Origin of the sequence: Massilia sp. Leaf139 (assembly GCF_001424165.1) — a bacterium.
Lineage (GTDB): Bacteria > Pseudomonadota > Gammaproteobacteria > Burkholderiales > Burkholderiaceae_D > Telluria.
The window spans coordinates 623,916-646,661 of record NZ_LMOJ01000025.1; the positions used below are offsets into that span (position 1 = coordinate 623,916).

General features: G+C 63.6%; 21 protein-coding genes. 11 read left to right on the forward strand and 10 right to left on the reverse strand.

Annotated features, from left to right (window positions below; genetic code table 11):
• Nucleotides 1-241: 241 nt before the first annotated feature.
• From ASF77_RS20590 to ASF77_RS20615, 6 genes are all read left to right on the forward strand, one after another.
• On the forward strand, nucleotides 242-1,342 hold the full coding sequence (locus tag ASF77_RS20590; RefSeq protein WP_056343791.1) for a glycosyltransferase family 4 protein: 1,101 nt from the start codon (nucleotides 242-244) through the stop codon (nucleotides 1,340-1,342).
• A gap of 76 nt (nucleotides 1,343-1,418) precedes the next feature.
• Nucleotides 1,419-1,730, forward strand: coding sequence for an H-NS family nucleoid-associated regulatory protein (locus tag ASF77_RS20595; protein ID WP_056343802.1), 312 nt, complete (start codon nucleotides 1,419-1,421; stop codon nucleotides 1,728-1,730).
• Nucleotides 1,731-2,083: 353 nt separating this feature from the next.
• Nucleotides 2,084-3,469: a phosphomannomutase/phosphoglucomutase gene (locus ASF77_RS20600; RefSeq protein ID WP_056343805.1), complete on the forward strand. Its 1,386-nt coding sequence runs from the start codon at nucleotides 2,084-2,086 to the stop codon at nucleotides 3,467-3,469.
• A 12-nt stretch (nucleotides 3,470-3,481) separates the two neighbouring features.
• Nucleotides 3,482-4,462 carry a lipopolysaccharide heptosyltransferase I gene (gene waaC, locus ASF77_RS20605; RefSeq protein ID WP_056343808.1) on the forward strand — a complete coding sequence of 327 codons (981 nt, stop codon included), beginning with the start codon at nucleotides 3,482-3,484 and terminating at the stop codon, nucleotides 4,460-4,462.
• A complete protein-coding gene (gene waaA, locus ASF77_RS20610) occupies nucleotides 4,459-5,739 on the forward strand; it encodes a lipid IV(A) 3-deoxy-D-manno-octulosonic acid transferase (protein WP_056343812.1) in 1,281 nt (426 codons plus the stop codon). Before waaC ends, waaA begins: the two co-directional genes overlap by 4 nt.
• Before the next feature lie 47 nt (nucleotides 5,740-5,786).
• Nucleotides 5,787-6,326, forward strand: coding sequence for a YcxB family protein (locus ASF77_RS20615; RefSeq protein WP_056343814.1), 540 nt, complete (start codon nucleotides 5,787-5,789; stop codon nucleotides 6,324-6,326).
• Between the two features lie 105 nt (nucleotides 6,327-6,431).
• Here ASF77_RS20615 and ASF77_RS20620 read toward each other — a convergent pair whose 3' ends face one another.
• The 7 genes from ASF77_RS20620 to ASF77_RS20650 form a co-directional block, all read right to left on the reverse strand.
• A complete protein-coding gene (locus ASF77_RS20620) occupies nucleotides 6,432-7,361 on the reverse strand; it encodes a M48 family metallopeptidase (protein WP_056343818.1) in 930 nt (309 codons plus the stop codon).
• A 41-nt stretch (nucleotides 7,362-7,402) separates the two neighbouring features.
• Nucleotides 7,403-8,095, reverse strand: coding sequence for a 1-acyl-sn-glycerol-3-phosphate acyltransferase (locus tag ASF77_RS20625; RefSeq protein WP_056344234.1), 693 nt, complete (start codon nucleotides 8,093-8,095; stop codon nucleotides 7,403-7,405).
• Nucleotides 8,096-8,178: 83 nt separating this feature from the next.
• Nucleotides 8,179-8,733, reverse strand: a complete 555-nt coding sequence (gmhB, locus tag ASF77_RS20630; protein ID WP_056343821.1) for a D-glycero-beta-D-manno-heptose 1,7-bisphosphate 7-phosphatase — start codon at nucleotides 8,731-8,733, stop codon at nucleotides 8,179-8,181.
• Nucleotides 8,734-8,742: 9 nt separating this feature from the next.
• Nucleotides 8,743-10,830 (reverse strand): glycine--tRNA ligase subunit beta, encoded by a 2,088-nt coding sequence (gene glyS / locus ASF77_RS20635; protein ID WP_056343823.1) that lies wholly within the window; start codon nucleotides 10,828-10,830, stop codon nucleotides 8,743-8,745.
• Nucleotides 10,831-10,857: 27 nt separating this feature from the next.
• Nucleotides 10,858-11,781, reverse strand: a complete 924-nt coding sequence (glyQ, locus tag ASF77_RS20640) for a glycine--tRNA ligase subunit alpha (RefSeq protein WP_056343826.1) — start codon at nucleotides 11,779-11,781, stop codon at nucleotides 10,858-10,860.
• A gap of 81 nt (nucleotides 11,782-11,862) precedes the next feature.
• On the reverse strand, nucleotides 11,863-13,440 hold the full coding sequence (lnt, locus tag ASF77_RS20645; RefSeq protein WP_056343829.1) for an apolipoprotein N-acyltransferase: 1,578 nt from the start codon (nucleotides 13,438-13,440) through the stop codon (nucleotides 11,863-11,865).
• Nucleotides 13,440-14,327, reverse strand: coding sequence for an HlyC/CorC family transporter (locus tag ASF77_RS20650; RefSeq protein ID WP_056343832.1), 888 nt, complete (start codon nucleotides 14,325-14,327; stop codon nucleotides 13,440-13,442). The genes lnt and ASF77_RS20650 overlap by 1 nt, the downstream gene beginning before the upstream one ends.
• A 159-nt stretch (nucleotides 14,328-14,486) precedes the next feature.
• Between ASF77_RS20650 and ASF77_RS20655 the strand changes: the two genes are divergently transcribed.
• The gene (locus ASF77_RS20655) at nucleotides 14,487-14,939 is read left to right on the forward strand and encodes a (2Fe-2S)-binding protein (protein ID WP_056343835.1); all 453 of its coding nucleotides are present in this window, start codon (nucleotides 14,487-14,489) and stop codon (nucleotides 14,937-14,939) included.
• A 22-nt stretch (nucleotides 14,940-14,961) separates the two neighbouring features.
• Complete coding sequence (locus ASF77_RS20660; protein ID WP_056343837.1) at nucleotides 14,962-17,193, forward strand: xanthine dehydrogenase family protein molybdopterin-binding subunit; 2,232 nt, start codon at nucleotides 14,962-14,964, stop codon at nucleotides 17,191-17,193.
• Nucleotides 17,194-17,262: 69 nt separating this feature from the next.
• On the opposite strand, the gene ybeY is transcribed toward ASF77_RS20660, so the two are convergent.
• From ybeY to miaB, 3 genes are read right to left on the reverse strand one after another with little or no spacing between them, the layout of a single operon-like run.
• Nucleotides 17,263-17,733: an rRNA maturation RNase YbeY gene (gene ybeY / locus ASF77_RS20665; protein WP_056343840.1), complete on the reverse strand. Its 471-nt coding sequence runs from the start codon at nucleotides 17,731-17,733 to the stop codon at nucleotides 17,263-17,265.
• Entirely contained in the window at nucleotides 17,708-18,793 is a 1,086-nt protein-coding gene (locus ASF77_RS20670) for a PhoH family protein (RefSeq protein WP_056343843.1), read from the reverse strand. The genes ybeY and ASF77_RS20670 overlap by 26 nt, the downstream gene beginning before the upstream one ends.
• Entirely contained in the window at nucleotides 18,790-20,151 is a 1,362-nt protein-coding gene (miaB, locus tag ASF77_RS20675) for a tRNA (N6-isopentenyl adenosine(37)-C2)-methylthiotransferase MiaB (RefSeq protein ID WP_056343846.1), read from the reverse strand. Before miaB ends, ASF77_RS20670 begins: the two co-directional genes overlap by 4 nt.
• A gap of 626 nt (nucleotides 20,152-20,777) precedes the next feature.
• On the opposite strand from miaB, the gene ASF77_RS20680 reads away from it, so the two are divergent.
• The 3 genes from ASF77_RS20680 (at nucleotide 20,778) to ASF77_RS20690 (ending at nucleotide 22,740) form a co-directional block, all read left to right on the forward strand.
• Nucleotides 20,778-21,161, forward strand: a complete 384-nt coding sequence (locus ASF77_RS20680) for a hypothetical protein (protein ID WP_056343850.1) — start codon at nucleotides 20,778-20,780, stop codon at nucleotides 21,159-21,161.
• Nucleotides 21,162-21,527: 366 nt separating this feature from the next.
• Nucleotides 21,528-22,133 carry a glutathione transferase GstA gene (gstA, locus tag ASF77_RS20685; protein WP_056343853.1) on the forward strand — a complete coding sequence of 202 codons (606 nt, stop codon included), beginning with the start codon at nucleotides 21,528-21,530 and terminating at the stop codon, nucleotides 22,131-22,133.
• A 40-nt stretch (nucleotides 22,134-22,173) separates the two neighbouring features.
• Entirely contained in the window at nucleotides 22,174-22,740 is a 567-nt protein-coding gene (locus tag ASF77_RS20690; RefSeq protein ID WP_056343856.1) for a DUF1697 domain-containing protein, read from the forward strand.
• The last annotated feature ends 6 nt before the right edge of the window (nucleotides 22,741-22,746 follow it).

Consider the following 22,746-nt stretch of genomic DNA (forward strand, 5'->3'; position numbering starts at 1 on the left):
CCGGGCAAATAAGCAGGCAAGCGTATCGCATTATCGATACGCCCTTGCGCGCGATCTGGCGCAATTTCCAACACTGTGCATACGGTAAACTGGCGTGCCCGTGCTGAGGGCGCCTATCCGGTTAGAATAGATCGAGCGCCTGTCACGTCTAGAATTTCTTTGCAGGCAAGTTGACGTGCACCTCCACCGCCGCAGTGCGCCTGGGGCAGCCGCCGTCGAGCCATGAGACCGCGGATTATCCATGTTTTCATTCTTTGTCAGCTTCGTCTGTTCGGCCCTGCTGACCCTGCTCGTGATCAAGCAGGCAAAATTGCATGGCCCGGCGCTCGATAGCGATTTCACCGGCGTGCAACGCGCGCATACGCACCTGGTGGCGCGCATTGGCGGCCTGCCGATTTATTTGTCGGTGGTGCTGGCCGCGGCCATTTCGATCTGGCGCCAGCCGGCACAGCTGGAATTGCTGCCCGTATTGCTGCTATGCGCCTTTGTCGCCTTTATCGGGGGCATATTCGAAGACTACACGGGCTCGATACGGCCTTCGCGCCGGCTGCTGCTGACGATGGCGGGAGCGGCGCTCGCCTATTTCCTGCTGGAGGCCAGGATCCAGCGCATCGACCTGCCGTTCGGCCTCGTCATCCTCGCCTCGGGCTGGATCGCGCTGCCGCTGACAGTGCTGGCGGTAGCCGGCATTGCGAACGCAGTGAATATCATCGATGGTTTCAATGGCCTGGCCAGCATGGTCACGATCTGCATGCTGCTGTCCCTGGCCTATGTCGCGTTGCGCGTGGACGACATGTTCATCCTGATTATCGCGCTGATGGTGGCCGGCGCCACGGCCGGTTTCCTGATCTGGAATTATCCGGTGGGCCTGATATTCCTCGGCGACGGCGGCGCGTATTTCATCGGATTCATGCTGGGCGAACTGGCGCTGCTGCTGGTAATGCGCAACCCGGAAGTGTCGACCTGGTATGCTGCGCTGCTCCTCATTTATCCGGCCTTCGAAACAATCTTTTCCGCTTATCGCCGTATGTTTGTGCGTGGAAAATCGCCCGCGGTTCCCGATGGTATTCACTTGCATAGCCTTATTTTCAGGCGTATTGTCCGATGGACGGTTGGTAAAAAAGAGGCGCGTGCGCTGCTTCAGCGAAATGCACGTACCTCGCCTTATTTGTGGTTGTTTTCACTCATGGCTGTCATCCCTGCTACATTGTTCTGGCAAAATACAATCGTCTTGATAGTATTCTGTTTATTGTTCGTTATCAGCTACGTGTGGTTGTATGCGCGTATTGTTCGATTCAAGTCCCCCAGATGGCTGATTTGGCGCAAGAAGGACTGGCAATAAATTGTCAATGTAGTATATTGCGACATTTGGTGAGAATTCACCTGAATTGGATTAACCCAACTTTCGAGGAACGATGATGGATCTGTCAAATATGTCGGTTGGCGATTTGCGCAACCTGCAAGAGCAAATCAAGCAGGAAATGAAGCAGCGCGAGCATCAGGAAGTGCAGCAAGCGCGCGAGCAGATCCTGGCTATCGCTCAAAAGGTGGGCGTACCGCTGAAAGACCTGATCAATACCCCGGCGCGCGGTACCAAAACCGGTTCGGTCGCAGTGCGTTATCGCCACCCGGACAATTCGTCGCAGCAGTGGACTGGCCGCGGCCGCCAGCCGAAATGGGTCAAGGAATGGGTTGAAGGCGGAAAGTCCCTAGACAAACTCCGCGTCTAATGATGGGGCCTCGATAAACCTACTGCGCGTCGAATCTTTGGCCTGCGGTGCTCGCTGTACATTCGTACAGCTGCGCTTCTCGGCCAAACCTTCTTCCGCTCGCTACGGTTTCTCGAGGCCCCGTTACGTTAGTGGCTAATCCTCTTTAGGAGATTCAAAGCCATTAACGTCCAGGTGTCACGTACCCAGCACTCGCTGGTAACACCTACACCGGCCATTGGAGTTACCCGAGGGCCGCGCTTGCCGCTACAATACTCCCTGTTTTGTCATCCTCTCATCATTTTGGCGTTGGCCGCCTGCCGTTGGATTCGGCTGGGCCGTGCATGACGACGTCCGACTCTTCAAGGTAGAACATGGTTGCTCTCTCAAAAACGATTTTCAAAGCTTATGACATTCGCGGCGTGATCGACAGCACGCTCGACGCCGGCGTGGCGCGCAGCATCGGCCAGGCCTTCGGCCAGGCAGCCTTGGCCAAGGGAGAGCGCAAGGTCGTGATCGGCCGCGACGGCCGCCTGTCGGGCCCGAGCCTGTCGGCAGCCCTGGCCGAAGGCCTGCAGGCAGCCGGCGTCGATGTGATCGACCTGGGCATGGTCGCCACGCCGATGGTGTATTTCGCCACCAATGTGCTGGAAGGGACGCGCTCGGGCATCATGGTCACCGGCAGCCACAACCCGCCGGACTACAATGGCTTCAAGATGGTGCTGGCCGGCGAAGCGATCTACGGCGATGCCATTACCGGCCTGTACGAGAGCATCCAGGCGCACGACGGCAGCAGTGCCGCCGAACAGGGCAGCTACAGCACCCACGACATCCGCGCCGCCTACCTCGAGCGCATCATCGGCGACGTGAAGATTTCGCGTCCGATCAAGATCGCGGTCGACTGCGGCAACGGCGTGGCCGGCGCCTTCGCGGGGGACCTGTACCGCGGCATGGGCTGCGAAGTGATGGAACTGTTCTGCGAAGTCGATGGCCACTTCCCGAACCACCATCCGGATCCGGCGCACCCGGAAAACCTGCAGGATCTGATCCGCGCGCTGCAGACGAGCGACGCCGAAATCGGCCTGGCCTTCGACGGCGACGGCGACCGCCTCGGCATCGTCACCAAGGATGGCCACATCATTTATCCGGATCGCCAGATGATGCTGTTCGCAGCCGATGTCCTGTCGCGCAATCCGGGCGCCGAGATCCTGTACGACGTCAAGTGCACGCGTCACCTGGCGCCCTACATCGAGCAGCACGGCGGCCGTCCGTTGATGTACAAGACCGGCCACTCGCTGGTGAAGGCCAAGCTGCGCGAAACCGGCGCGCCGCTGGGCGGCGAAATGAGCGGCCACATCTTCTTCAAGGATCGCTGGTACGGCTTCGACGACGGTCTGTATTCGGGCGCACGCATGCTCGAACTGCTGACAAAAGCCGACGATCCGTCGGCCCTGCTGAACGCGCTGCCGATGGCGATCAGCACCCCCGAGCTGCACCTGCACCTGAACGAAGGCGAGAACGTCGCCCTGATCGACAAGCTGCGCACGGACGCTTCGTTCCCTACCTCGGACAAGATCAACGACATCGACGGCCTGCGCGTCGAGTATCCGGACGGATTCGGCCTGGCCCGCTCGTCGAACACCACCCCGGTCGTGGTGCTGCGTTTCGAAGGCGAGAATCCGGAAGCGCTGGCGCGTATCCAGGACGAGTTCCGCAGCGTGATCCTGGCCGCCAAGCCGGACGCCAAACTGCCGTTCTGAAGCGGGCGCGTTGTGAAGATCCTGCTGGTGCGGGTCTCGTCGCTGGGCGACGTCCTGCACAACCTGCCGATGGTGGCCGACATCCTGCGCCACCATCCGCAGGCGACGATCGACTGGGTCGTGGAAGAGGGCTATGTCAGCCTCGTGCGCCTGCATCCGCAGGTGCGCAACATCATTCCGTTCGCACTGCGGCGCTGGCGCAAGGGCCTGCGTGATCCAGCCGTGCGCGCCGAAATAAAAGCCTTCTTCCGCACCCTGCGCGAAGAAGAGTATGACCTCGTGTTCGATACCCAGGGCCTGCTGAAAACGGGCGTCATCATGGGCGCCGCGCGTGTCAAACGCGGCGGGCGCAAGGTGGGCCTGGCCAACGGCAGCGAGGGGTCGGGTTACGAAGGTATTTCGCGTGTGTTCCATACCGAGAGCATCCCGCTCGATCCGCGCACCCATGCGGTCGCGCGCGGACGCCTGGTCGCGGGCGCCGCGCTCGGCTACCCGGTGGACACGCCGCCCGACTTCGGCCTGCCGCCGCCCGAAGCGAGCAAGCGCCCCGACTGGCTGCCGCGCGAGGACTATGCCGTCTTCTTCCACGGCACCGCGCGCGACGCCAAGAAGTGGGCCCCGGCCAACTGGATCGCCACGGGCAAGGCGTTGGCGCCGATGCCGGTGCTGCTGCCCTGGGGTTCGGAGAACGAGAAGCGCGAAGCAGACAGCCTGGCGGCGCAATTGCCGAATGCGCGCGTGCTGCCGAAGCTGTCGATGATGGATGCCGTCACCGTGGCGCAGCAGGCGGCGCTGGCGATCGGCGTCGACACGGGCCTGACCCACATCGCCGCCGCCTTTTACCGGCCGACGGTGGAGATCTATGCCGACTCGCCGAAGTGGAAGACCGAGGGCAACTGGTCGCCGCGCATCGTCAACCTGGGCGACAAGGGCCTGCCACCGTCCTCCGACGAGGTGATCGCCGCCGCGCGCCGCCTGCTGGACGCGCGATGAACCGCCCCCTGTATTCCTTCCTGTGGTGGCTGGCGCTGCCGCTGGTGCTCGCGCGCCTGTGGTGGCGCGGGCGCAAGGAACCCGGCTACCGCGCGCAGTGGGGCGAGCGCCTCGGTTTTTACGGAACGGCCCCGAGCGCGCGCCGCACCTTCATGGTGCATGCCGTCTCGGTGGGCGAAACCCGCGCCGCCGAACCGCTGGTCGAAGCGCTGCTGGCCGGCTGGCCCGACAGCCGCGTGCTGCTGACCCACATGACGCCCACCGGCCGCGCCACCGGCCGCGCGCTGTTCGCCCATCACGGCGAGCGCGTCATCCAGTCCTATCTGCCCTACGACACCGGCTTCATGGTGCGCCGCTTCCTGCGCCACTTCGCGCCGCGCATCTGCATCCTGATGGAGACCGAAGTCTGGCCGAACCTGATCGCCGGATGCGCCGCGCAGGGCGTGCCGGTGGCGCTGGTGAACGCGCGCCTGTCCGAGCGCTCGCTGCGCCGCGGCCGCAAGTTCGGCAAGCTGATGGGCGAAGCCGCGCAGGCGATCACGACGGTCGCCGCGCAGACCGAGCCCGATGCGGCCCGTATCCGCTCGCTGGGCGCGCCGAAGGTGGCCGTCACCGGCAGCATCAAGTTCGACGTGGTGCCGCCGCAAGCGGCGCTCGAGACCGGCGCCTGGCTGCGCGCGCGTTTCGGCACGCGCCCGGTGCTGCTGTGCGCCAGCACGCGCGAAGGCGAAGAGGCCTTGATCCTGGACGCCTGGACGCGCCTCGCCGACAAACCGGCGAATATGCTGCTGGTCGTCGTGCCGCGCCACCCGCAGCGCTTCGACGATGTCGAAGGTTTGGTGCGCGCGCGCGGCCTGTCCGTGCAGCGGCGTTCGGCGATGACGGCTGCAATGACCGATACTGCGGTCGGCGCCGACGTGGTGCTGGGCGACTCGATGGGCGAGATGTTCGCCTATTACGCGGCCTGCGATTGCGCCTACATCGGCGGCAGCCTGCTGCCGCTGGGTGGACAGAACCTGATCGAGGCCTGCGCGCTGGGTAAACCAGTGCTCGTTGGCGAGCACACGTTCAACTTCCTGGATGCCACGGAGGAAGCGGTGGCGGTCGGTGCGGCCGTGCGCGTACCCGATGCGGATCGTTTGTTGGCGCAGGCCGTATCGCTTTTGTGCGACACACATGCGCGCAGCGCAATGGGTACTAAAGCAGCCGAATTTGCAAGCCGCCATCGTGGCGCGACCCTGCGCACTGTTGAACTCCTGCAACGGGAATTTGACTAGGTTTTGTTACCATTGTTTTTTGAGTTCGGTAGAAAAAGGGGGCGCGCATGTCGTCATTCAATCACCTGGGGCAAGGCGGCAGCGGCAAGCCGATGACCATGATGGCGCATGGAGCAACCGACGGTGCCGGTGACGGTTTCTATGGCGCTGCCAGCGCGCCGGCCGTGCCGGCGGTCGGCACCAAGCTGGGCGACCTGCATTTCTTCGTACGCTATTCGCTGCGCGAATACATCGGCTTCATGTGGCAGCACGGCGGCTTCCTGATCCGGCGCCGCCGCATCCGCTGGCCAGCCAGCCTCTACCTGCGCATCAAGAGCACCGCCAGCGCGGCGTTCAATTTCGTGATGCTGGGGCGCGGTCGCCGCACCTACGAATTCACCATCGACGAACACGGCATCGTGCGCACCAGCGGCGGCGTGACCCTGATCGACTGGGCCGACGTGATGGCCGTGCGCACCTATTCGCGTGGCTTCATGATGGTGCTGAAACGCGGCACGCTGCCGATTCCGTTCCGCTGCCTGAACGAGACTCAGCGCGGCGCGATGCGCGGGCTGGCGGAGGCACGGCGGGATCATCTGCTGAACTAGATCAGCCAGGCGCGTGGACGGCATAGCCGTCCATCCTACATCGACGTGTACCGATACCTTGTAGGGTGGGCGGCTTTGCCGCCCACACGTCCAACCAGCCCTGGCTCAGTCGGTAAACAACACCGGCATCTCGTGCGACCTGCGCCGCAACTCCAGCCGCGCCCCATCGTAATCCGCATACACCGAACCGACGACGGCCCAGAAGCGCGGGCTGTGGTTCATCTCGCGCAAATGCGCCAGTTCGTGAACGACCACGTAGTCGAGCAGCGGCAGCGCGTAGTGCACCAGGCGCCAGTTCAGGCGGATGCTGCCGCCGATCGTGCACGAACCCCAGCGCGTGCCGGCCGAAGACAGGGTCAGCGCGCTGTAGCGCACGCCGAGCTGCGGCGCATAGAAGTCGAGGCGTTCGGTGAACAGGCGCTTGGCTTCGGCCTGGAACCAGATTTTCACGAGCTCTTTGATCTGCCACTCGGTCAGGCCCGGCGTCACGCCGACCCGCAGTTCGCGCGTCTCGGCATCGAAGACGCAGTGGCTGCGCGCAGCCGGCTTCAGGCGCAGCACGATCTCGGCGCCCAGGTAGGGCAGGCGGGCGCCGTCTTCCCACACCAGCGGCGCGCTTTCGGCGCGCTTGGCGCGGCGCTCGCCACGTTCGTGCAGCTTGGTCAGGATCCAGCGCTGCTTGGCGCGGATCGCATTGTCGATGTCGGGCAGGATGGCGCGCCGCGGCGCCGTCACGTGCAGGCCGTCGTCGTCGATCATGAAGCCGATCGAGCGGCGCGCGGAGCGTTTCAGTTCGTAGTCGACCGCGTAGTGACCCAGCACGATGCGGCGCAGGGGCGGATCGTCGGGCGTGCGTGGCGGAGAGGGAAAATTGATGCGGGGCGGGCTGGGCGGCGCCTTGAACAGCGGCTGCGGCGGCACCGGCTTGGCGGCCGGCGCCGGGGGCGCATGCAGGATCCGCTGAAACGGATCCTGGGTACTGGAGGGTTGTGCGAACAGGTCTAGCTGGGGCCCGGCGATCTTGGGGGAATTCATGTCATGCGTTGGAGGTGCTTTGATCAGGGCGCCAACTTCGTTCAGCCATCGGTGTAGACGTGGGGCGAAATGACGCGCATTTCTGATTCTATCCAATTTTCGACCTCTTGCATCAGGCTGTCAGGAGTATGGTTGTCAGGCGAGATCGGCTTGCCGATCGAGACCGTCACGAGTCCTGGCCGTTTGATGAAGGAATTCTTCGGCCAGCACTCACCTGAATTATGCGCGATCGGGACGATGACGGCTTGGGTTTCTACAGCCAACCTGGCGCCGCCGCTCTTGTACTTTCCCTTTTTTCCAACAGGGATGCGCGTCCCCTCCGGGAACATGATGATCCACTGGCCATCGGCCAGGCGGCGCTTGCCATGGCGGACGACGTGGGCGAAGGCGTTCTTGCCTTCGCTGCGGTCGATCGGGATCATGCGCAGGAGCGCCATCGCCCAGCCGAAGAAGGGGATATACAGGATTTCCTTCTTGAAGACAAAGACCAGCGGACGAATCAGGTTCGGCAGCAGGAAGATCGTCTCCCACGCCGACTGGTGCTTCGAGAGCACGATGGCCGGCGCATCCGGCAGGTTCTCGTAGCCCTTGAACTGGTAGCGGATGCCGCAAATGACCTTCGCGCACCAGATGATGAAGACGTTCCAGCGCGAGGTCACCCAGAAGCGCTTGTTGTAGGGGAGGGGCGCGGCGAGAAAGCAGACGCAGGCCCAGACCACGGTGGCCAGCACCATCACGATGGTGAACAACAGGGAACGCAGGAACGGGACGACGGTACGCAAGCGGGACTCTCTTTGGTTTGATGATGGGGGGTGATTCAGCCGCCGGCGCGCGGCGCCGTTTTCAGCAGCGCCGTCACCATTACGGCCAGGTCGGGGTAGACCTGGGTGCCGGGCGGCAGGCCGCCGGTCTCGTGGGTCTTCTCGCCCTTGCCGGTCAGGACGAGGTGCGGCAGGCAGCCGCTGATGAAACCGGCCTGCAGGTCGCGCAGCGAGTCGCCCACGGTCGGCACGCCCTTCAGGCTGACCTTGAAGCGCTTGCTGATCTCCTCGAACATGCCGGCCTTCGGCTTCCTGCAGTCGCAGTGGTCGCTGGCCGCGTGCGGGCAGAAGAACACCGCGTCGATGTCGGCGCCGACCTGCTGGGCGGCGTTGTGCATCTTCTGGTGGATCGCGTTCAGGGTCGGCATGTCGAACAGTTCGCGTGCGATGCCCGACTGGTTCGAGGCGATGATGACGCGGTAGCCGGCCTGGTTCAGGCGTGCGATCGCCTCGAGCGAGCCGGGGATCGGAATCCACTCGGCCGGGCTTTTAATGAAATCCGGCGAGTCGTGGTTGATGACCCCGTCGCGGTCGAGGATGATCAGCTTCATGAATCTACCTTACGCCGCCAGCTTCGAGATGTCGGCGACGCGGTTCATCATGCCGTGCAGGGACGACAGCAGCGCCAGGCGGTTGTTGCGCAACGCCTCGTCCTCGGCCATCACCATCACGTCGTTGAAGAAGCCGTCGACGTCGTCGCGCAGCTGGGCCAGGGTTTTCAGCGTACCGGCAAAATCGCCGCCGGCAAAGGCCGCATCCACTTCCGGACGCACGCGCTCGATGCTGGCGGCCAGCTTGCGCTCGGCCCCTTCCTGCAGCAGATCAGGCGAGACGGTGCCGATGGCGGCGTCGGTCTTCTTGAGGATGTTGGTGATGCGCTTGTTGGCGGCGGCCAGCGAGGCGCTTTCCGGCAGCGCGGCAAAGGCCTGCACCGCTTCCAGGCGGCCGACGACGTCGTCGACGCGATCCGGGTTCTGGGCCAGCACCGCTTCCACTTCGTTCGGCGTGAAGCCGCGCTCGCGCAGCATGCCGCGCAGTCGGTCGAGCATGAAGGCTTTCACCTCGGCGGTAGGATCCTTGAAAGCAGCCTGGCCTGCGAACACGCCGACCGCGTCCGCAAGCAGCGCGGACAAGGACAGCGGCAGGCGCTTCTCGACCAGCATGCGCATCACGCCCAGGGCGTGGCGGCGCAGCGCGAACGGATCCTTCTCGCCGGTCGGCTGCAGGCCGATGGCCCAGATGCCGACCAGGGTTTCGAGCTTGTCGGCCAGCGCGACCACCAGGCCCGTGTTCGTCGACGGCAGCTTGTCACCGGCGAAGCGCGGCTGATAGTGCTCGGACGCGGCCAGCGCGACCTCGTCCGGCTCGCCATCGTGGCGCGCGTAGTACGTGCCCATGATGCCCTGCAGCTCGGGGAATTCGCCGACCATGTCGGTCAGCAGGTCGGCCTTCGCCAGGCGCGCGCCGCGTTCGGCCAGCGCCACGTCGTAGCCGAGGCGCTTGGCAATCGCGCTCGCCAGCTGCGTCACGCGTTCGGTGCGTTCCGCCTGCGTGCCCAGCTTGTTGTGGTAGACGACATTGGCCAGCTGCGGCAGGCGCGATTCCAGGGTCTTCTTCTTGTCCTGCTCGAAGAAGAACTTGGCGTCCGACAGGCGCGGGCGCACGACGCGCTCGTTGCCGCCGACGATGTGCTGCGGGTCGTCCGTGGCGATGTTCGAGACGATCAGGAAGCGCGAGCGCAGCTTGCCTTCCTTGTCCGTCAGCGCGAAATACTTCTGGTTCGTTTGCATGGTGAGGATCAGGCATTCCTGCGGCACCGACAGGAACACGTCCTCGAAGCGGCATTCGTACACGATCGGCCATTCGACCAGGGCCGCGACTTCGTCGAGCAGCGACTCCGGCATCAAGACCTGGTCGGCGCCCGCTTTTTCCAGCAGCTGGGCGCGGATGCTTTCCTTGCGCGCCTCGGCGCCGGCGATCACCTTGCCTTCGGTCTCCAGGATGCTGGCGTACTTGTCCGCATGCGTGATCGCGATCGACTGGCCGTGCGACAGGAAGCGGTGGCCCATGGTCTGGCGGCCGGCGTCCAGGCCGAGCAGGGTCAGGGGCAGCACCTGTTCGCCGAACAGGGCAAGCAGCAGGTGCACCGGACGCACGAACTGCACGGTGGCGCCATCGGGACGCTGGTAGCTCATCACCTTCGGGATCGGCAGCTTGGCCACCGTATCGGCCAGCACGTCCTGCAGGCCGCCGGCCAGGGCGCTGCCCGGCGCCGTGTAGGTGTAGAAGAAGCTTTCCGCCTTGCCGTCCTGGGCGCGTTCCAGGTCGGCGATGCGCAGGCCGGGGAAGCCGAGGGCCGCCAGCTTTTTCGCCAGCGGCGCGCTCGGGTTGCCGTCCTTGTCCAGGGCGACCGACACCGGCAGCACCTTTTCGCGGATCGATTTATCCGGCGAGGTCGCGCGCACCTTGGTGATCGAGACGGCCAGGCGGCGCGGCGTGGCGTAGGGAGTGACGACGCTGTCTTCATCGAGGAAGTCGCGCGCCTTCAGGCCGTTGGCGATGCCGGCGGCAAAGGCGGCGCCCAGTTTGACGAGCGCTTTCGGTGGCAGTTCTTCGGTCTGCAGTTCGACGAGTAGTGTTTGATTCATGGGTTCTGTTCTTGTCTGTTCCAGGACTTAGGCAGCGGCTTGGGCAGGCTGGACGGCATTCGGCGCCATTGGGAAGCCGAGCTTTTCGCGCGAGTCGTAATAGGCCTGGGCCACCAGGCGCGAGAGCGTGCGCACGCGACCGATGTAGGCGGCACGCTCGGTCACGGAAATGGCGCCGCGCGCATCGAGCATGTTGAAGCTGTGCGAGGCCTTCATGATCTGCTCGTAGGCCGGCAGGGTCAGTTCCAGCTCGATCAGGCGCTTGGCTTCGGATTCGTGGTTGGCGAAGGCCTGGAACAGCAGCTCCGTGTTCGCGTGCTCGAAGTTGTAGGTCGACTGCTCGACTTCGTTCTGGTGGAAGACGTCGCCGTAGGACAGCTTCTTGGTCACGCCATTTTCTTCCCACTCCGTCCAGACCAGGTCGTAGACGTTTTCCACGCCTTGCAGGTACATCGCCAGGCGCTCGATGCCGTAGGTGATCTCGCCCAACACTGGTTTACAGTCGAGGCCGCCGACTTGCTGGAAATAGGTGAACTGGGTCACTTCCATGCCGTTCAGCCAGACTTCCCAGCCCAGGCCCCAGGCGCCCAGGGTCGGGCTTTCCCAGTCGTCTTCGACGAAGCGCACGTCGTTCTTTTTCAGATCCAGGCCCAGGGCTTCGAGCGAACCGAGGTAAAGGTCGAGGATGTTTTCCGGCGCCGGTTTCAGCACGACCTGGTACTGGTAATAGTGCTGCAGGCGGTTCGGGTTCTCGCCGTAGCGGCCATCCTTGGGACGGCGCGATGGCTGCACATAGGCGGCGCGCCATGGCTCGGGGCCGATCGCACGCAGGAAGGTGCCGGTGTGGAAGGTGCCGGCGCCCACTTCCATGTCATACGGCTGGAGCAGGGCGCAACCTTGCTTGTCCCAGTAGGTTTGCAAGGTCAGGATGATTTGTTGGAATGTGAGCATCGTGGGTAACGCCGCAGTAAGTTTGCCAAATGACCAATTCTAGCGGGTTTTGCCCAGCCTCTGGGGCCGAGTTCACCTCAACTATTCGACATCGGCCTTTTTCTTCCGATAATTTCGCCCAGACAGCCACGCGCCCGCCAGCGCCAGCCCGCCCAGCAGCAGGAAGGTGTAATTGCCGAAGCGGATGTACGGTGTGAAGCCGCTGGTGCCGCGCACGGTCGCGCTGAGCACGCCTTCCGTATAGAAGGGCAGCGCCTGCCGGACGACGCCGCGACCGTCGATGATGGCGGTGGCGCCATCGTTGGTCGAGCGCAGCATCGGGCGGCCCGTTTCCAGCGTGCGCATGCGCGAAATCTGCAGGTGCTGCGGGATCGCGTACGACTGGCCGTACCAGGACAGGTTCGACATGTTCAGCAGCAGCGTCGCCGGCCGTGGCGCGTTGCGCAGCTGGTAGGCGATCTCTTCGCCGAAGACGTCCTCGTAGCAGATGTTCGGCAGCACCAGCTGATCCTTCACGGCGAAGGGCAGCTGCATGGCCTTGCCGCGCGTGGCGTCGTTCAGCGGAATGTTCAGCATGTCGGTAAACCAGCGGAAGCCCGGCGGAATGAATTCGCCGAAGGGCACCAGGTGCGCCTTGTCGTAACGGTAGGGCGCCGGCTGCGGCGTCAGCGCGATGACGCTGTTGGCGTACTGGCGCGGGCCGTCCAGCAGGGGAATGCCGACCGCCAGCGCGCTGCCGCTGGTGCTGGCAAAGCGCTGCAGGCTTTCCAGGTAATTCGGCGGCAATTGCTGGGGGAAGCTCGGGATCGCCGTTTCCGGTGTGGCGATCAGGTCGGCGGGCGCCGCCGTGATCATCGCATGGTATTTGTCGAGGATGCTCGTGAGGAAGGCCTGGTCGAATTTTTGATCTTGCGGGACATTGCCTTGCAAGAGGCGCACGCTGATCGGCGCACCGGTTTCCTGCGTCCACTCGACCGTGCGCAAGACGGCGCCGACGGCCAGCAGGGCCGCCAGCAAGCCGACCGCCTGCAGCCGCTTGCGCTGGGTCAGCATGACGAGGCAGGCGGCGCACAGGGCGACCAGCACGCCGATGCCGTACACGCCAATCAGCGGCGCATAGCCCGCCAGCGGCGCGCTAACGTGGGCATACCCCGAGACCGACCAGGGGAAACCGGTAAACACCCAGCCGCGCATCCATTCGGACACGCCCCAGGCGACCGGCAGCGCGACCATGACAAACGCGCCCAGCGGCAGCGCCCAGCGCCGCCGCAGCCAGGTGGCGGCACCTAGCGCAAAGGCGCCGAACAGGCCCATGTACAGCCCGAGCAGGACGATGCCGATGGCACCCAGGATCGCCGGCAGGTGGGCGAAACGGGTCATCAGGATATACAGCCAATGCATGGCGCCGACCGACCAGCCGAAGCCGAAGGCCCAGCCGAGCAGGGTGGCGCGCTTGACGCTGTTGCCCAGGCCGACCCGATAGAACAGGTAAGCCAGCAGCAGGAACTGCAGCGGCCACCAGCCGAAGGGCTCGAAGGAAAAGAGGGAAGCGCCGCCGGCCAGGGCCGCCAGCACCAGTTCACGCAGGGAAGGACGCGCGCCCCGCACAGTCGGTGTTTGAGCGCTGCGCGGCGCGCTCGCGGGACGGCGGCGCAGCATCAATCGTCGTCGTCGCGGGCGTGCTGCGACGGTGGCAGCTTCTCGACCAGCAGTACGTGGATCTGGCGCGCGTCGGCGCGCAGCACTTCGAAGCGCAGGTTACGCAGGGTGAATTCCTCACCCTTGTGCGGCATGCGGCCCAGGTGGCCGGCGACGAAACCGCCGATGGTGTCGGCCTCGTCTTCCGGCAGGTCGACGCCGATTTCTTCGTTGAACTGGTCGATTTCGGTCAGGGCTTTCACGCGCCAGCGCGGGCCGAGCTGGCCTTCCTTGACCGACAGGACATTGTCTTCTTCCTCGTCGAAATCGTATTCGTCCTCGATGTCGCCGACGATCTGTTCCAGCACGTCTTCGATGGTGATCAGGCCGGCCACGCCGCTGTACTCGTCGACGACGATGGCCATATGGTTGTGGTTGGCGCGAAAGTCGCGCAGCAGCACGTTCAGGCGTTTCGATTCCGGGATGAAGATCGCCGGGCGCAGCATGGCGCGCACGTCGAACGACTTCTCGGTGTAATAACGCAGCAGATCCTTGGCCAGCAGGATGCCGACCACCTTGTCGCGCTCGCCTTCGATGGCGGGGAAGCGCGAGTGCTGGGTTTCCAGCACGATCGGCAGCCATTCCTCGATCGGATCGGTGATGTCGATCACGTCCATCTGGGAACGGGGCACCATGATGTCGCGCGCGGAGAGATCGGAGACCTGGAACACACCTTCGATCATCGACAGGGCGTCGGCGTCGATCAGGTTGCGCTCGTGTGCTTCGTGCAGCACTTCGAGCAGCTCGGTGCGGTTTTCTGGCTCAGGGGAGATGAGTGCGGTCAGTCGTTCGAAGAGCGACCGGTGGGGTTTGGCGTCCGATCGGACGTCACTGGGATACTCGGGCATAGTTGGCGTGAAGCCGTTGTTACGATGGACGTAGCATACACCAAAAGCGAGCCCGCCAGAGCGCGCGAGGCCGCCGGCGCCGATCCGCGCCCCCTCCTCAGCGCGTCCGACGTGCTTGCTTTATCATGGTTTGATTGGCCAAATAGCAAAGGAAAACGCATGCCCGCCCTTACCATCAACGGCACCACTACCAACCTCGACGTCCCCGACGACATGCCCTTGCTGTGGGTACTGCGCGATGTGGCCGGGCTGACCGGCACCAAGTTCGGCTGCGGCCAGGCCCTGTGCGGCGCCTGCACCGTCCACCTCGACGGCCAGCCGATCCGCTCCTGCGTCACGCCGGTAGCAAGCGCGGCGGGCAAGAAGATCGTCACCATCGAGGCCATCGGCCAGGATCCGGTCGGCGCCAAGGTGCAGGACGCCTGGCGCCAGATCGATGTGGTGCAGTGCGGCTATTGTCAGTCGGGCCAGATCATGTCGGCCACGGCCTTGCTGCAGACGACCCCGAAGCCGAGCGACGCCGATATCGACAATGCGATGTCGGGCAATATCTGTCGCTGCGGCACCTATGGGCGCATCCGCCAGGCGATCAAGATCGCCGCCGCAAAATAATAAGGGAAGCGAAAGAGCGCACATGAGCCAAATCAAAGAAACGAAGATCCCGAATTCGCGCCGCCGCTTCATGCAACTGGGTGCGACCGCCGGCGGCGGACTGCTGTTCGGCTTCTCGCTGTTCGGCTGCCAGAAGGAGAGCGAGCGCAAGGAAGCGCCGCCGGAAAAGGCGGTGGGGCAGGCCAGTACCAAGCATTCCGACACGCCGCCGGGCCTGGCGCGCGACGCGTTTATTCGCATCGACCGCACGGGCATCGTCACCCTGATCGTCCACAAGGTCGAGATGGGGCAGGGCACGTTCACTTCGATGCCGATGCTGCTGGCCGAGGAACTCGGCGCCGACCTGGCGAAGGTGAAGCTGGAGCAGGCGCCGGCCAACAACGAACTGTATGCCGACCCGCTGCTCGGCGGCCAGGTGACGGGCGGCTCGACCTCGGTGCGCGGCGCCTGGAAACCGCTGCGCGAAGCCGGCGCCATGGTGCGCAGCGTGCTGGTCGCGGCCGCGGCCAAGAACTGGGATGTCGATACGAACGAACTGCAGGTCGTGGCCGGTTCCGTGCGCCACCAGGCCTCCGGCCGTTCGGCCCACTTCGGCGAACTGGTCGACGCGGCCTCCACCATGGAGTTGCCGAAGAACGTCAAGCTGAAGACGCCGGAGCAATATGTTCTGATCGGCACATCGATGAAGCGCCTCGATTCGGCGCCCAAGACGGACGGCACGGCCCTGTTCGGCATCGATGCGCGCCTGCCGATCATGGGCATCGCCGCCGTCGCCGCCTCGCCGGTCACGGGCGGCAAACTCGTCGGCGTGGACGAGGCCAAGGCCATGGCCGTGAAGGGTGTGCGCCAGGTGTTGCGTCTGGAGGGGGCCGTGGCCGTGGTGGCGGATCACTTCTGGGCCGCCAAGCAGGGCCTGGCGGCGGCAGCCCCGCGCTGGGACGATGGCGCCAACGCTAAAGTGTCGCTGGCCGGCATCATCAGCGACATGATGAAAATGTCCGAGGGAACTGGTGCGGTCGCCAAGAACGCGGGCGACGCCATCAAATCGCTGGCCCAGGAAGGCGGGCGCAAGGTCGAAGCCGTCTATGAGATGCCTTTCCTCGCCCACGCCACCATGGAACCGATGAATTGCACGGTCGACCTGCGTCCCGACGGCTGCGACCTCTGGGTCGGCACCCAGGTGCCGGCGCTGGCCCAGGGCGCGGCGGCCAAGGTCGCCGGCATCCCGGTCGAAAAGGTCAAGGTGCATAACTATTACCTGGGCGGCGGGTTCGGCCGGCGCCTGGAAGTCGACTACGTGATCCAGGCGGTGGCCTTTGCAAAACTGACCAAGGGCCCGGTCAAATTCATCTGGACGCGCGAAGAAGATATCCAGCACGACATGTTCCGTCCATATTATGTGGATCGCCTGGCGGCGCGCCTGGACGACAAGGGAAAAGTGGCGGCCTGGTTCCACCGCGTGACGGGTTCGTCGATCATGGCGCGCTTCGCGCCGCCGGCAGTCAAGAACGGCGTCGATCCGGATGCGGTGGAAGGCGCGGCCGACCTGCAGTACACGATTCCCGACATGCGGGTCGAGTATGTGCGCCACGAACCGCCGGGCGTGCCGACCGCCTTCTGGCGCGGCGTCGGCCCGACCCACAACGTGTTTGTGGTGGAAAGTTTTATCGACGAACTGGCGCAGGCGGCGAAGCAGGATCCGCTCGCCTTCCGCCGCGCCTTGCTCGATAAATCGCCGCGCACGCTCGGCGTGCTGAACCTGGCCGCGCAAAAGGCGGGCTGGGGCAAGCCGCTGGCGCCGATTGCTGGCCGCAAGGTCGGGCGCGGCATCTCGACCCAGTTCGCCTTCGGCAGCTACATGGCGCAGGTGGCGGAAGTCTCGGTCGGCCCGGATGGCGACGTGCGCCTGCACCGCGTCGTGTGCGCGGTCGACTGCGGCCAGGCGATCAATCCCGACACCATCGTCGCCCAGATGGAAGGCGGCATCGTCTTCGGGGCGACGGCGGCGCTGTGGAACGAGATCACGCTCGCCAACGGCCGCGTGCAGCAGACCAATTTCGGCGACTATCGCATGATGCGCATCAATGAAGCGCCGAAAGTGGAAGTGCACATCGTCACCAGCACCGACGAGCCGGGCGGTATCGGCGAGCCGGGCACGTCCGGCATCGCGCCGGCGCTCACCAATGCCGTGTTTGCGGCGACCGGCAAGCGGATTCGCAAGCTGCCGATCGGAGATCAATTGAAGCGGGCGTAAAAAAACCGGCGCGGATGAGCTTGCCATCTGCGCCGGTTGTTCGTTATCCGGATAATGCGTCGTGCGCGCTTATTCGGTTGCGTACGGATCCGGATACCCGAGCACTTCCATGATGTCGCGCTCGAACTGTTCCATCTCCTCGGCTTCCTCGTCGTGCTCGTGGTCGTAGCCCTGCGCATGCAGCACGCCGTGCACCACCAGGTGCGCCGCGTGTTCCTCGACCGTCTTCTTCTGCTCGTCGGCTTCGCGCTGCAGCACGTCCGTGCACAGGATGATGTCGGCCTGGGTCGGCTCATCCTCCGCCAGCTCCTCGCCTTCGTTATAAGCGAAGGTGAGCACGTTGGTGGCGTAATCCTTGCCGCGGTAGTCGCGGTTCAGCGTCTGCCCCTCGGCACTGTCGACGAAGCGGATCGTCAGTTCGGCCGGCCCGAGCAGGGTGGCGCGCACCCAGCGCTCCACCAGCTCGGGCGTGATGGTCGATTCGAGGCGGGCGTCCGGGTACTGGACGTCGAGGTCAAGCGGATGATTTTTTTCTTGCATTGCTGGTCTTGGTTGGTTTTGGCAAGGCGCCCATTTCCTGGACGGCGGTCGCCTTTTCGTAGGCGTCGACGATGCGGCCCACCAGCGGGTGGCGCACCACGTCGGCACTCGAGAACTGGGTAAACGCGATGCCGCGCACGTCTTTCAGCACGTGCATGGCGTCGACCAGGCCGCTGCGCTGGGTTTTATGCAGGTCGACCTGGGTGACGTCGCCCGTCACCACGGCCTTGCTGCCGAAACCGATACGCGTCAGGAACATTTTCATCTGTTCGACGGTCGTGTTCTGCGCCTCGTCCAGGATGACGAAGGCGTGGTTCAGCGTGCGGCCGCGCATGTAGGCCAGCGGGGCAATCTCGATCACCTGTTTCTCGAACAGCTTTTGCGTGCGGTCAAAGCCGAGCAGGTCGTACAGCGCGTCGTACAGCGGACGCAGGTAAGGATCGACCTTCTGGCTCATGTCGCCCGGCAGGAAGCCCAGGCGCTCGCCGGCCTCGACCGCAGGACGGGTCAGGATGATGCGTTTCACGGCGTCGCGTTCGAGCGCGTCGACGGCGCAGGCGACGGCCAGATAGGTTTTACCCGTACCGGCCGGGCCGATGCCGAAGCTGATGTCATGCTCGAGCACGGCCTTCAGGTACTGGATCTGGTGCGGCGTACGGCCGCGCAGGTCGCTGCGCCGGGTTTTCAGCGTCGGGCTCACGAGTTCGGCGTCGTCGGCCTCGGCTTCGCCGTCGTCGGACTGTTTATCCTGGCGCTCCTCGTCGGCGGCGGTTTCGGTTTTCGGTTTCAGGCCGGCGCGCTGCTCGACCAGGGCCAGCTGCACTTCCTCGATCGGCACGACCTTGTTGGCCACCACATAGAAGCGCTCGAGCAGTTCGACCGCGCGCTCGGCATTGGCGCCGGTGACGATAAATTTTTCGCCGCGGCGGAAGATGGTCACGTCGAGCGCCGCGCCGATCTGGCGCAGGTTTTCGTCGAGCGGGCCGCAGAGGTGGGCAAGCCGCGTGTTATCGAGCGGCTCGGGAATGAAATAGGACGGCTGGGTTGGCTGTGTTTTCAACTGGCGATGGCGATCGTATCGAGATTGGCGACGAGTTCGCCGCGCAATGAATAATCCAGGCTCTCGGTGACACGCACGTCGACCAGCTGGCCGATCAGCGTATGACCCGAAGCGCCCGGTGCGAAAAAGACCACCCGGTTGCTCTCGGTGCGGCCTTGCAGTTCGGATGCCTCTTTCTTCGACGGCCCCTCCACCAGCACACGCTGCACCGTGCCGACCATGGCTGCGCTGAACTTGCGCGTGTTGGCATCGATCAGGGCTTGCAGGCGCTGCAGGCGCGCGAGCTTGACCTCGTGCGGGGTATCGTCTTCCAGGTTCGCGGCCGGGGTGCCGGGACGCTTGCTGAAAATAAAACTGAAACTGTTGTCGAAGGCGACGTCTTGCACCAGCTTCATCATCGCCTCGAAATCGGCGTCGGTTTCACCAGGGAAGCCCACGATGAAGTCGGACGAGATCGCGATGTCCGGGCGTACCGCACGAATGCGGCGGATGATCGATTTGTATTCCAGTCCGGTGTAGCCCCGCTTCATGGCGCCGAGGATCCGGTCGGAACCGTGCTGCACCGGCAAATACAGGTGATTGACCAGCTGCGGGATCTTGGCGTAGGCGTCGATCAGGCGCTGGGAAAATTCCTTCGGGTGGCTGGTGACGAAACGCAGGCGCTCGATGCCGGGAATAGCAGCCACATATTCGAGCAGCAAGGCAAAGTCAGCCATCTCGCCCGATTCCATCGTGCCGCGGTAGGCATTCACGTTCTGGCCCAGCAGCATGATTTCCTTCACGCCCTGGGCAGCCAACCCAGCCACTTCCGTCAACACATCCTCGAAGCGGCGCGATACTTCCTCGCCGCGGGTATAGGGCACGACGCAGTAGCTGCAATATTTGCTGCAGCCTTCCATGATCGACACATAGGCCACCGGGCCTTCGATCTTGGCAGGCGGCAAATGATCAAACTTCTCGATCTCCGGGAAACTGATGTCGACCTGGGCCGTGCCGCTACTGCGGCGCTCGCGGATCATTTGCGGCAAGCGATGCAGGGTTTGCGGCCCGAACACCATGTCCACATGCGGCGCCCGCTTGACGATCTGTTCGCCTTCCTGCGAGGCGACGCATCCGCCTACACCAATAATGAGGTCGGGACGTTCGCGTTTCAAGGCGCGCAAGCGGCCGAGGTCGGAAAATACTTTTTCCTGCGCCTTTTCTCGTACGGAACAGGTATTGAACAGGATGACATCCGCATCGTCAGGCGTGTAGGTACGCACGAGGCCATCGGACGCGCCGAGGACATCCGCCATCTTGTCCGAGTCGTACTCGTTCATCTGGCAACCAAAGGTCTTGATAAATACTTTTTTCTGCATGAGTGCTGGGGGAGGGAAGAGGCGGGTACGGTGACAAGGCGACAGGCTAGTTTACCGTAATTCGGTACTGCTCACCAAAAAACGCCTGATGCCGGGAGAATAATCAGTGCAACCAGGAATTAACTGTTGCCATGCTCAGAACGATTGCCATTCTAATCAGATTGTTAAATTGCACTCAGGAATCAAATCGCCGAGAGTAAGGTAGAGTCGGCGTTTGCTCAATATCTTTCCTGTTGTAAATCAAGACCTTCCCCTCGAATTCTTTTACACAAATTACTAAAAAAAATCTCTTGCGTGCGCCACAAATTGTCTCCATGTGTTGAAATGCTTATGTGACAAGCTTTCCACACGATAGCTTGATTTCTAACAATGAGTCATGTGCTCAGGACGGACACGAAGGGTTCGTAGGAGTCTGATAATTTGTTTGAAAGACAAGTGCGTTCGGGAAGTGTTTAAGCAGGACGCATGTATGTCGGCATTGTTTTTAAGCTAGGACTCAGATTGCTTCTGCAGACTTTGTCCTGTTTCATGCTTAAAACAATGTCCGGGAACTTATGTTGACGAAAGGCAGTCATTAACAAAGTTCGTAACGGAACTATTTCATTCACTTTACGAGGTAAAACATCATGGCACACCATGCTTTGTCATCACAGGAAAGTTACAACCCGAACCACCTGCTCGACATTTTGCTGGGCAAGATGCAGCTGAAGAATGACGCGGCCCTGTCGCGCATGCTCGAGGTGGCGCCACCGGTCATCAGCAAGATCCGCCACCACCGTTTGCCGGTCGGCGCCTCGCTCCTGATCCGCATGCACGAAGTTACCGGCATGAGCATCCGCGACCTGCGCGACCTGATGGGCGATCGCCGCACCAAATATCGCCTGTCCGACGCCCAGGGCCGTCCAAAGCCAGAAGAGAAGGCAGCACAGGCAGCGGCGCAACAGCAGCAGCAACAGCAGACGCAAAACACCGAGGCAACGCCTTCGTCGTCCGGCAACTATGCGCACTGATACCGACGGCTCGGCAGCACTGCCTGCCGTGCCTTCGGTTAAGCCAGGCAGCGGCCCGGCGTCCTGAGCGACGCTGCGCACGCTGCCTTTTTTTCGCGTCCCGCTGGCGCTGGCCTGCCGGATGCGTAGTCGTTTCCGCTTCCGCTTTTCCTTCCGGCTGTCCCCGCTTCAGTCCGCCATGCGCATGCCGCCTGCGCGGCGCTTTTCCGCTGTTCTACGTTTTATATCACCTGATCCCGGCGCTGCCGCGCGTCGCCAAACCTACTTGTGCCGCCCCAAGCAAGCCGGCGCCTCTTATTGTATTCTCGCCATGCTTCGCCGGGCAGGATCTGCCTGGCGCTCACCACCTTTGGATCAAGGATCACCATGAAACTGTACTTCAGCCCCGGCGCCTGCTCGCTCTCTCCCCATATCGTCCTGCACGAGGCCGGCCTGGACTTCAGCACCGAGCGCGTCGACTTGCGCCAGAAGCTGACGGCCGGCGGCGTGGATTTCGGCACCATCAGCCCGAACGGCTATGTGCCCGCGCTGGCGCTGGATGACGGCACCGTGCTGACCGAAGCCGCGGCCGTCGTCCAGTACCTGGCGGATCGCGCGCCGGCCAGCGGGTTGCTGCCGCCGGTGGGCGATATTGCCCGCTACAAGGTGCTGTCCTGGCTGACCTTCATCTCGTCGGAGCTGCACAAGAACTTCAGTCACCTGTTCAACCCGGCGGCCAGCGAGGACATGAAAGCCCATGGGCGCAAGATGCTGGCGCTGCGCCTGGCCTATGTGGCCGCCCAACTGGAGGGACGTGACTATCTGGAAAGCCAGTTCAGCGTTGCCGATGCCTATCTGTTTACCGTGCTCGGCTGGGCCGATCTGGTGAAGGTCAGCTTGGCGGAGTGGCCGGTACTGGGCGAATACCGCGCCCGCATCGCCGCGCGTCCAGCCGTGCAGCAGGCGCTGCGTGCCGAGGGCCTGGTCAAATAAAGAGGTGCCGCCCGGCGGGCAAGGGCGGTAACATGGACGCATGACAAGTCAACGCTATATTGCCCTGATCCGCGGGATCAACGTCGGCCGCGCCAAGCGCGTGGCCATGGCCGATTTACGCAAGCTGATCGACGAGCTCGGCTATCGCGACGTACGCAGCGTCCTCAACAGCGGAAATCTCGTCTTCACGGCCGACGGTCTCGATCCCGCCGTCGCCGCGGCGGCAATCGAAGAGCAAATGGTGCTCAAGTTCGGCGTCGCGGCGCGCGTCATGGTGCTCAGCGGCGAGGAGCTGGCCGCTGTGCTGGCCGAGAACACCTTGCTGTCCCAGGCGACCGACCATGCGCGCCTGCTGGTCTTCATCCTGGGCGACGTGGCCGTGCGGCCCGCACTGGCGCCGCTGGGCGAACGCAGCTGGAGCCCGGAGGCGCTGGCGCTGGGCCAGCGCGCCGTGTATGTGTGGTGTCCGGAAAGCGTGCTCAGCAGTGCAGCAGCCAGTGCGCTCGGCAAGCAGCTGGGCGACAACACCACTTCGCGCAACTGGAATACCTTGTGCAAGCTCTACGCGCTCTGCAACGAGCCCGCATCGGTGCCGCCCGGCGCCTGAGCTGCC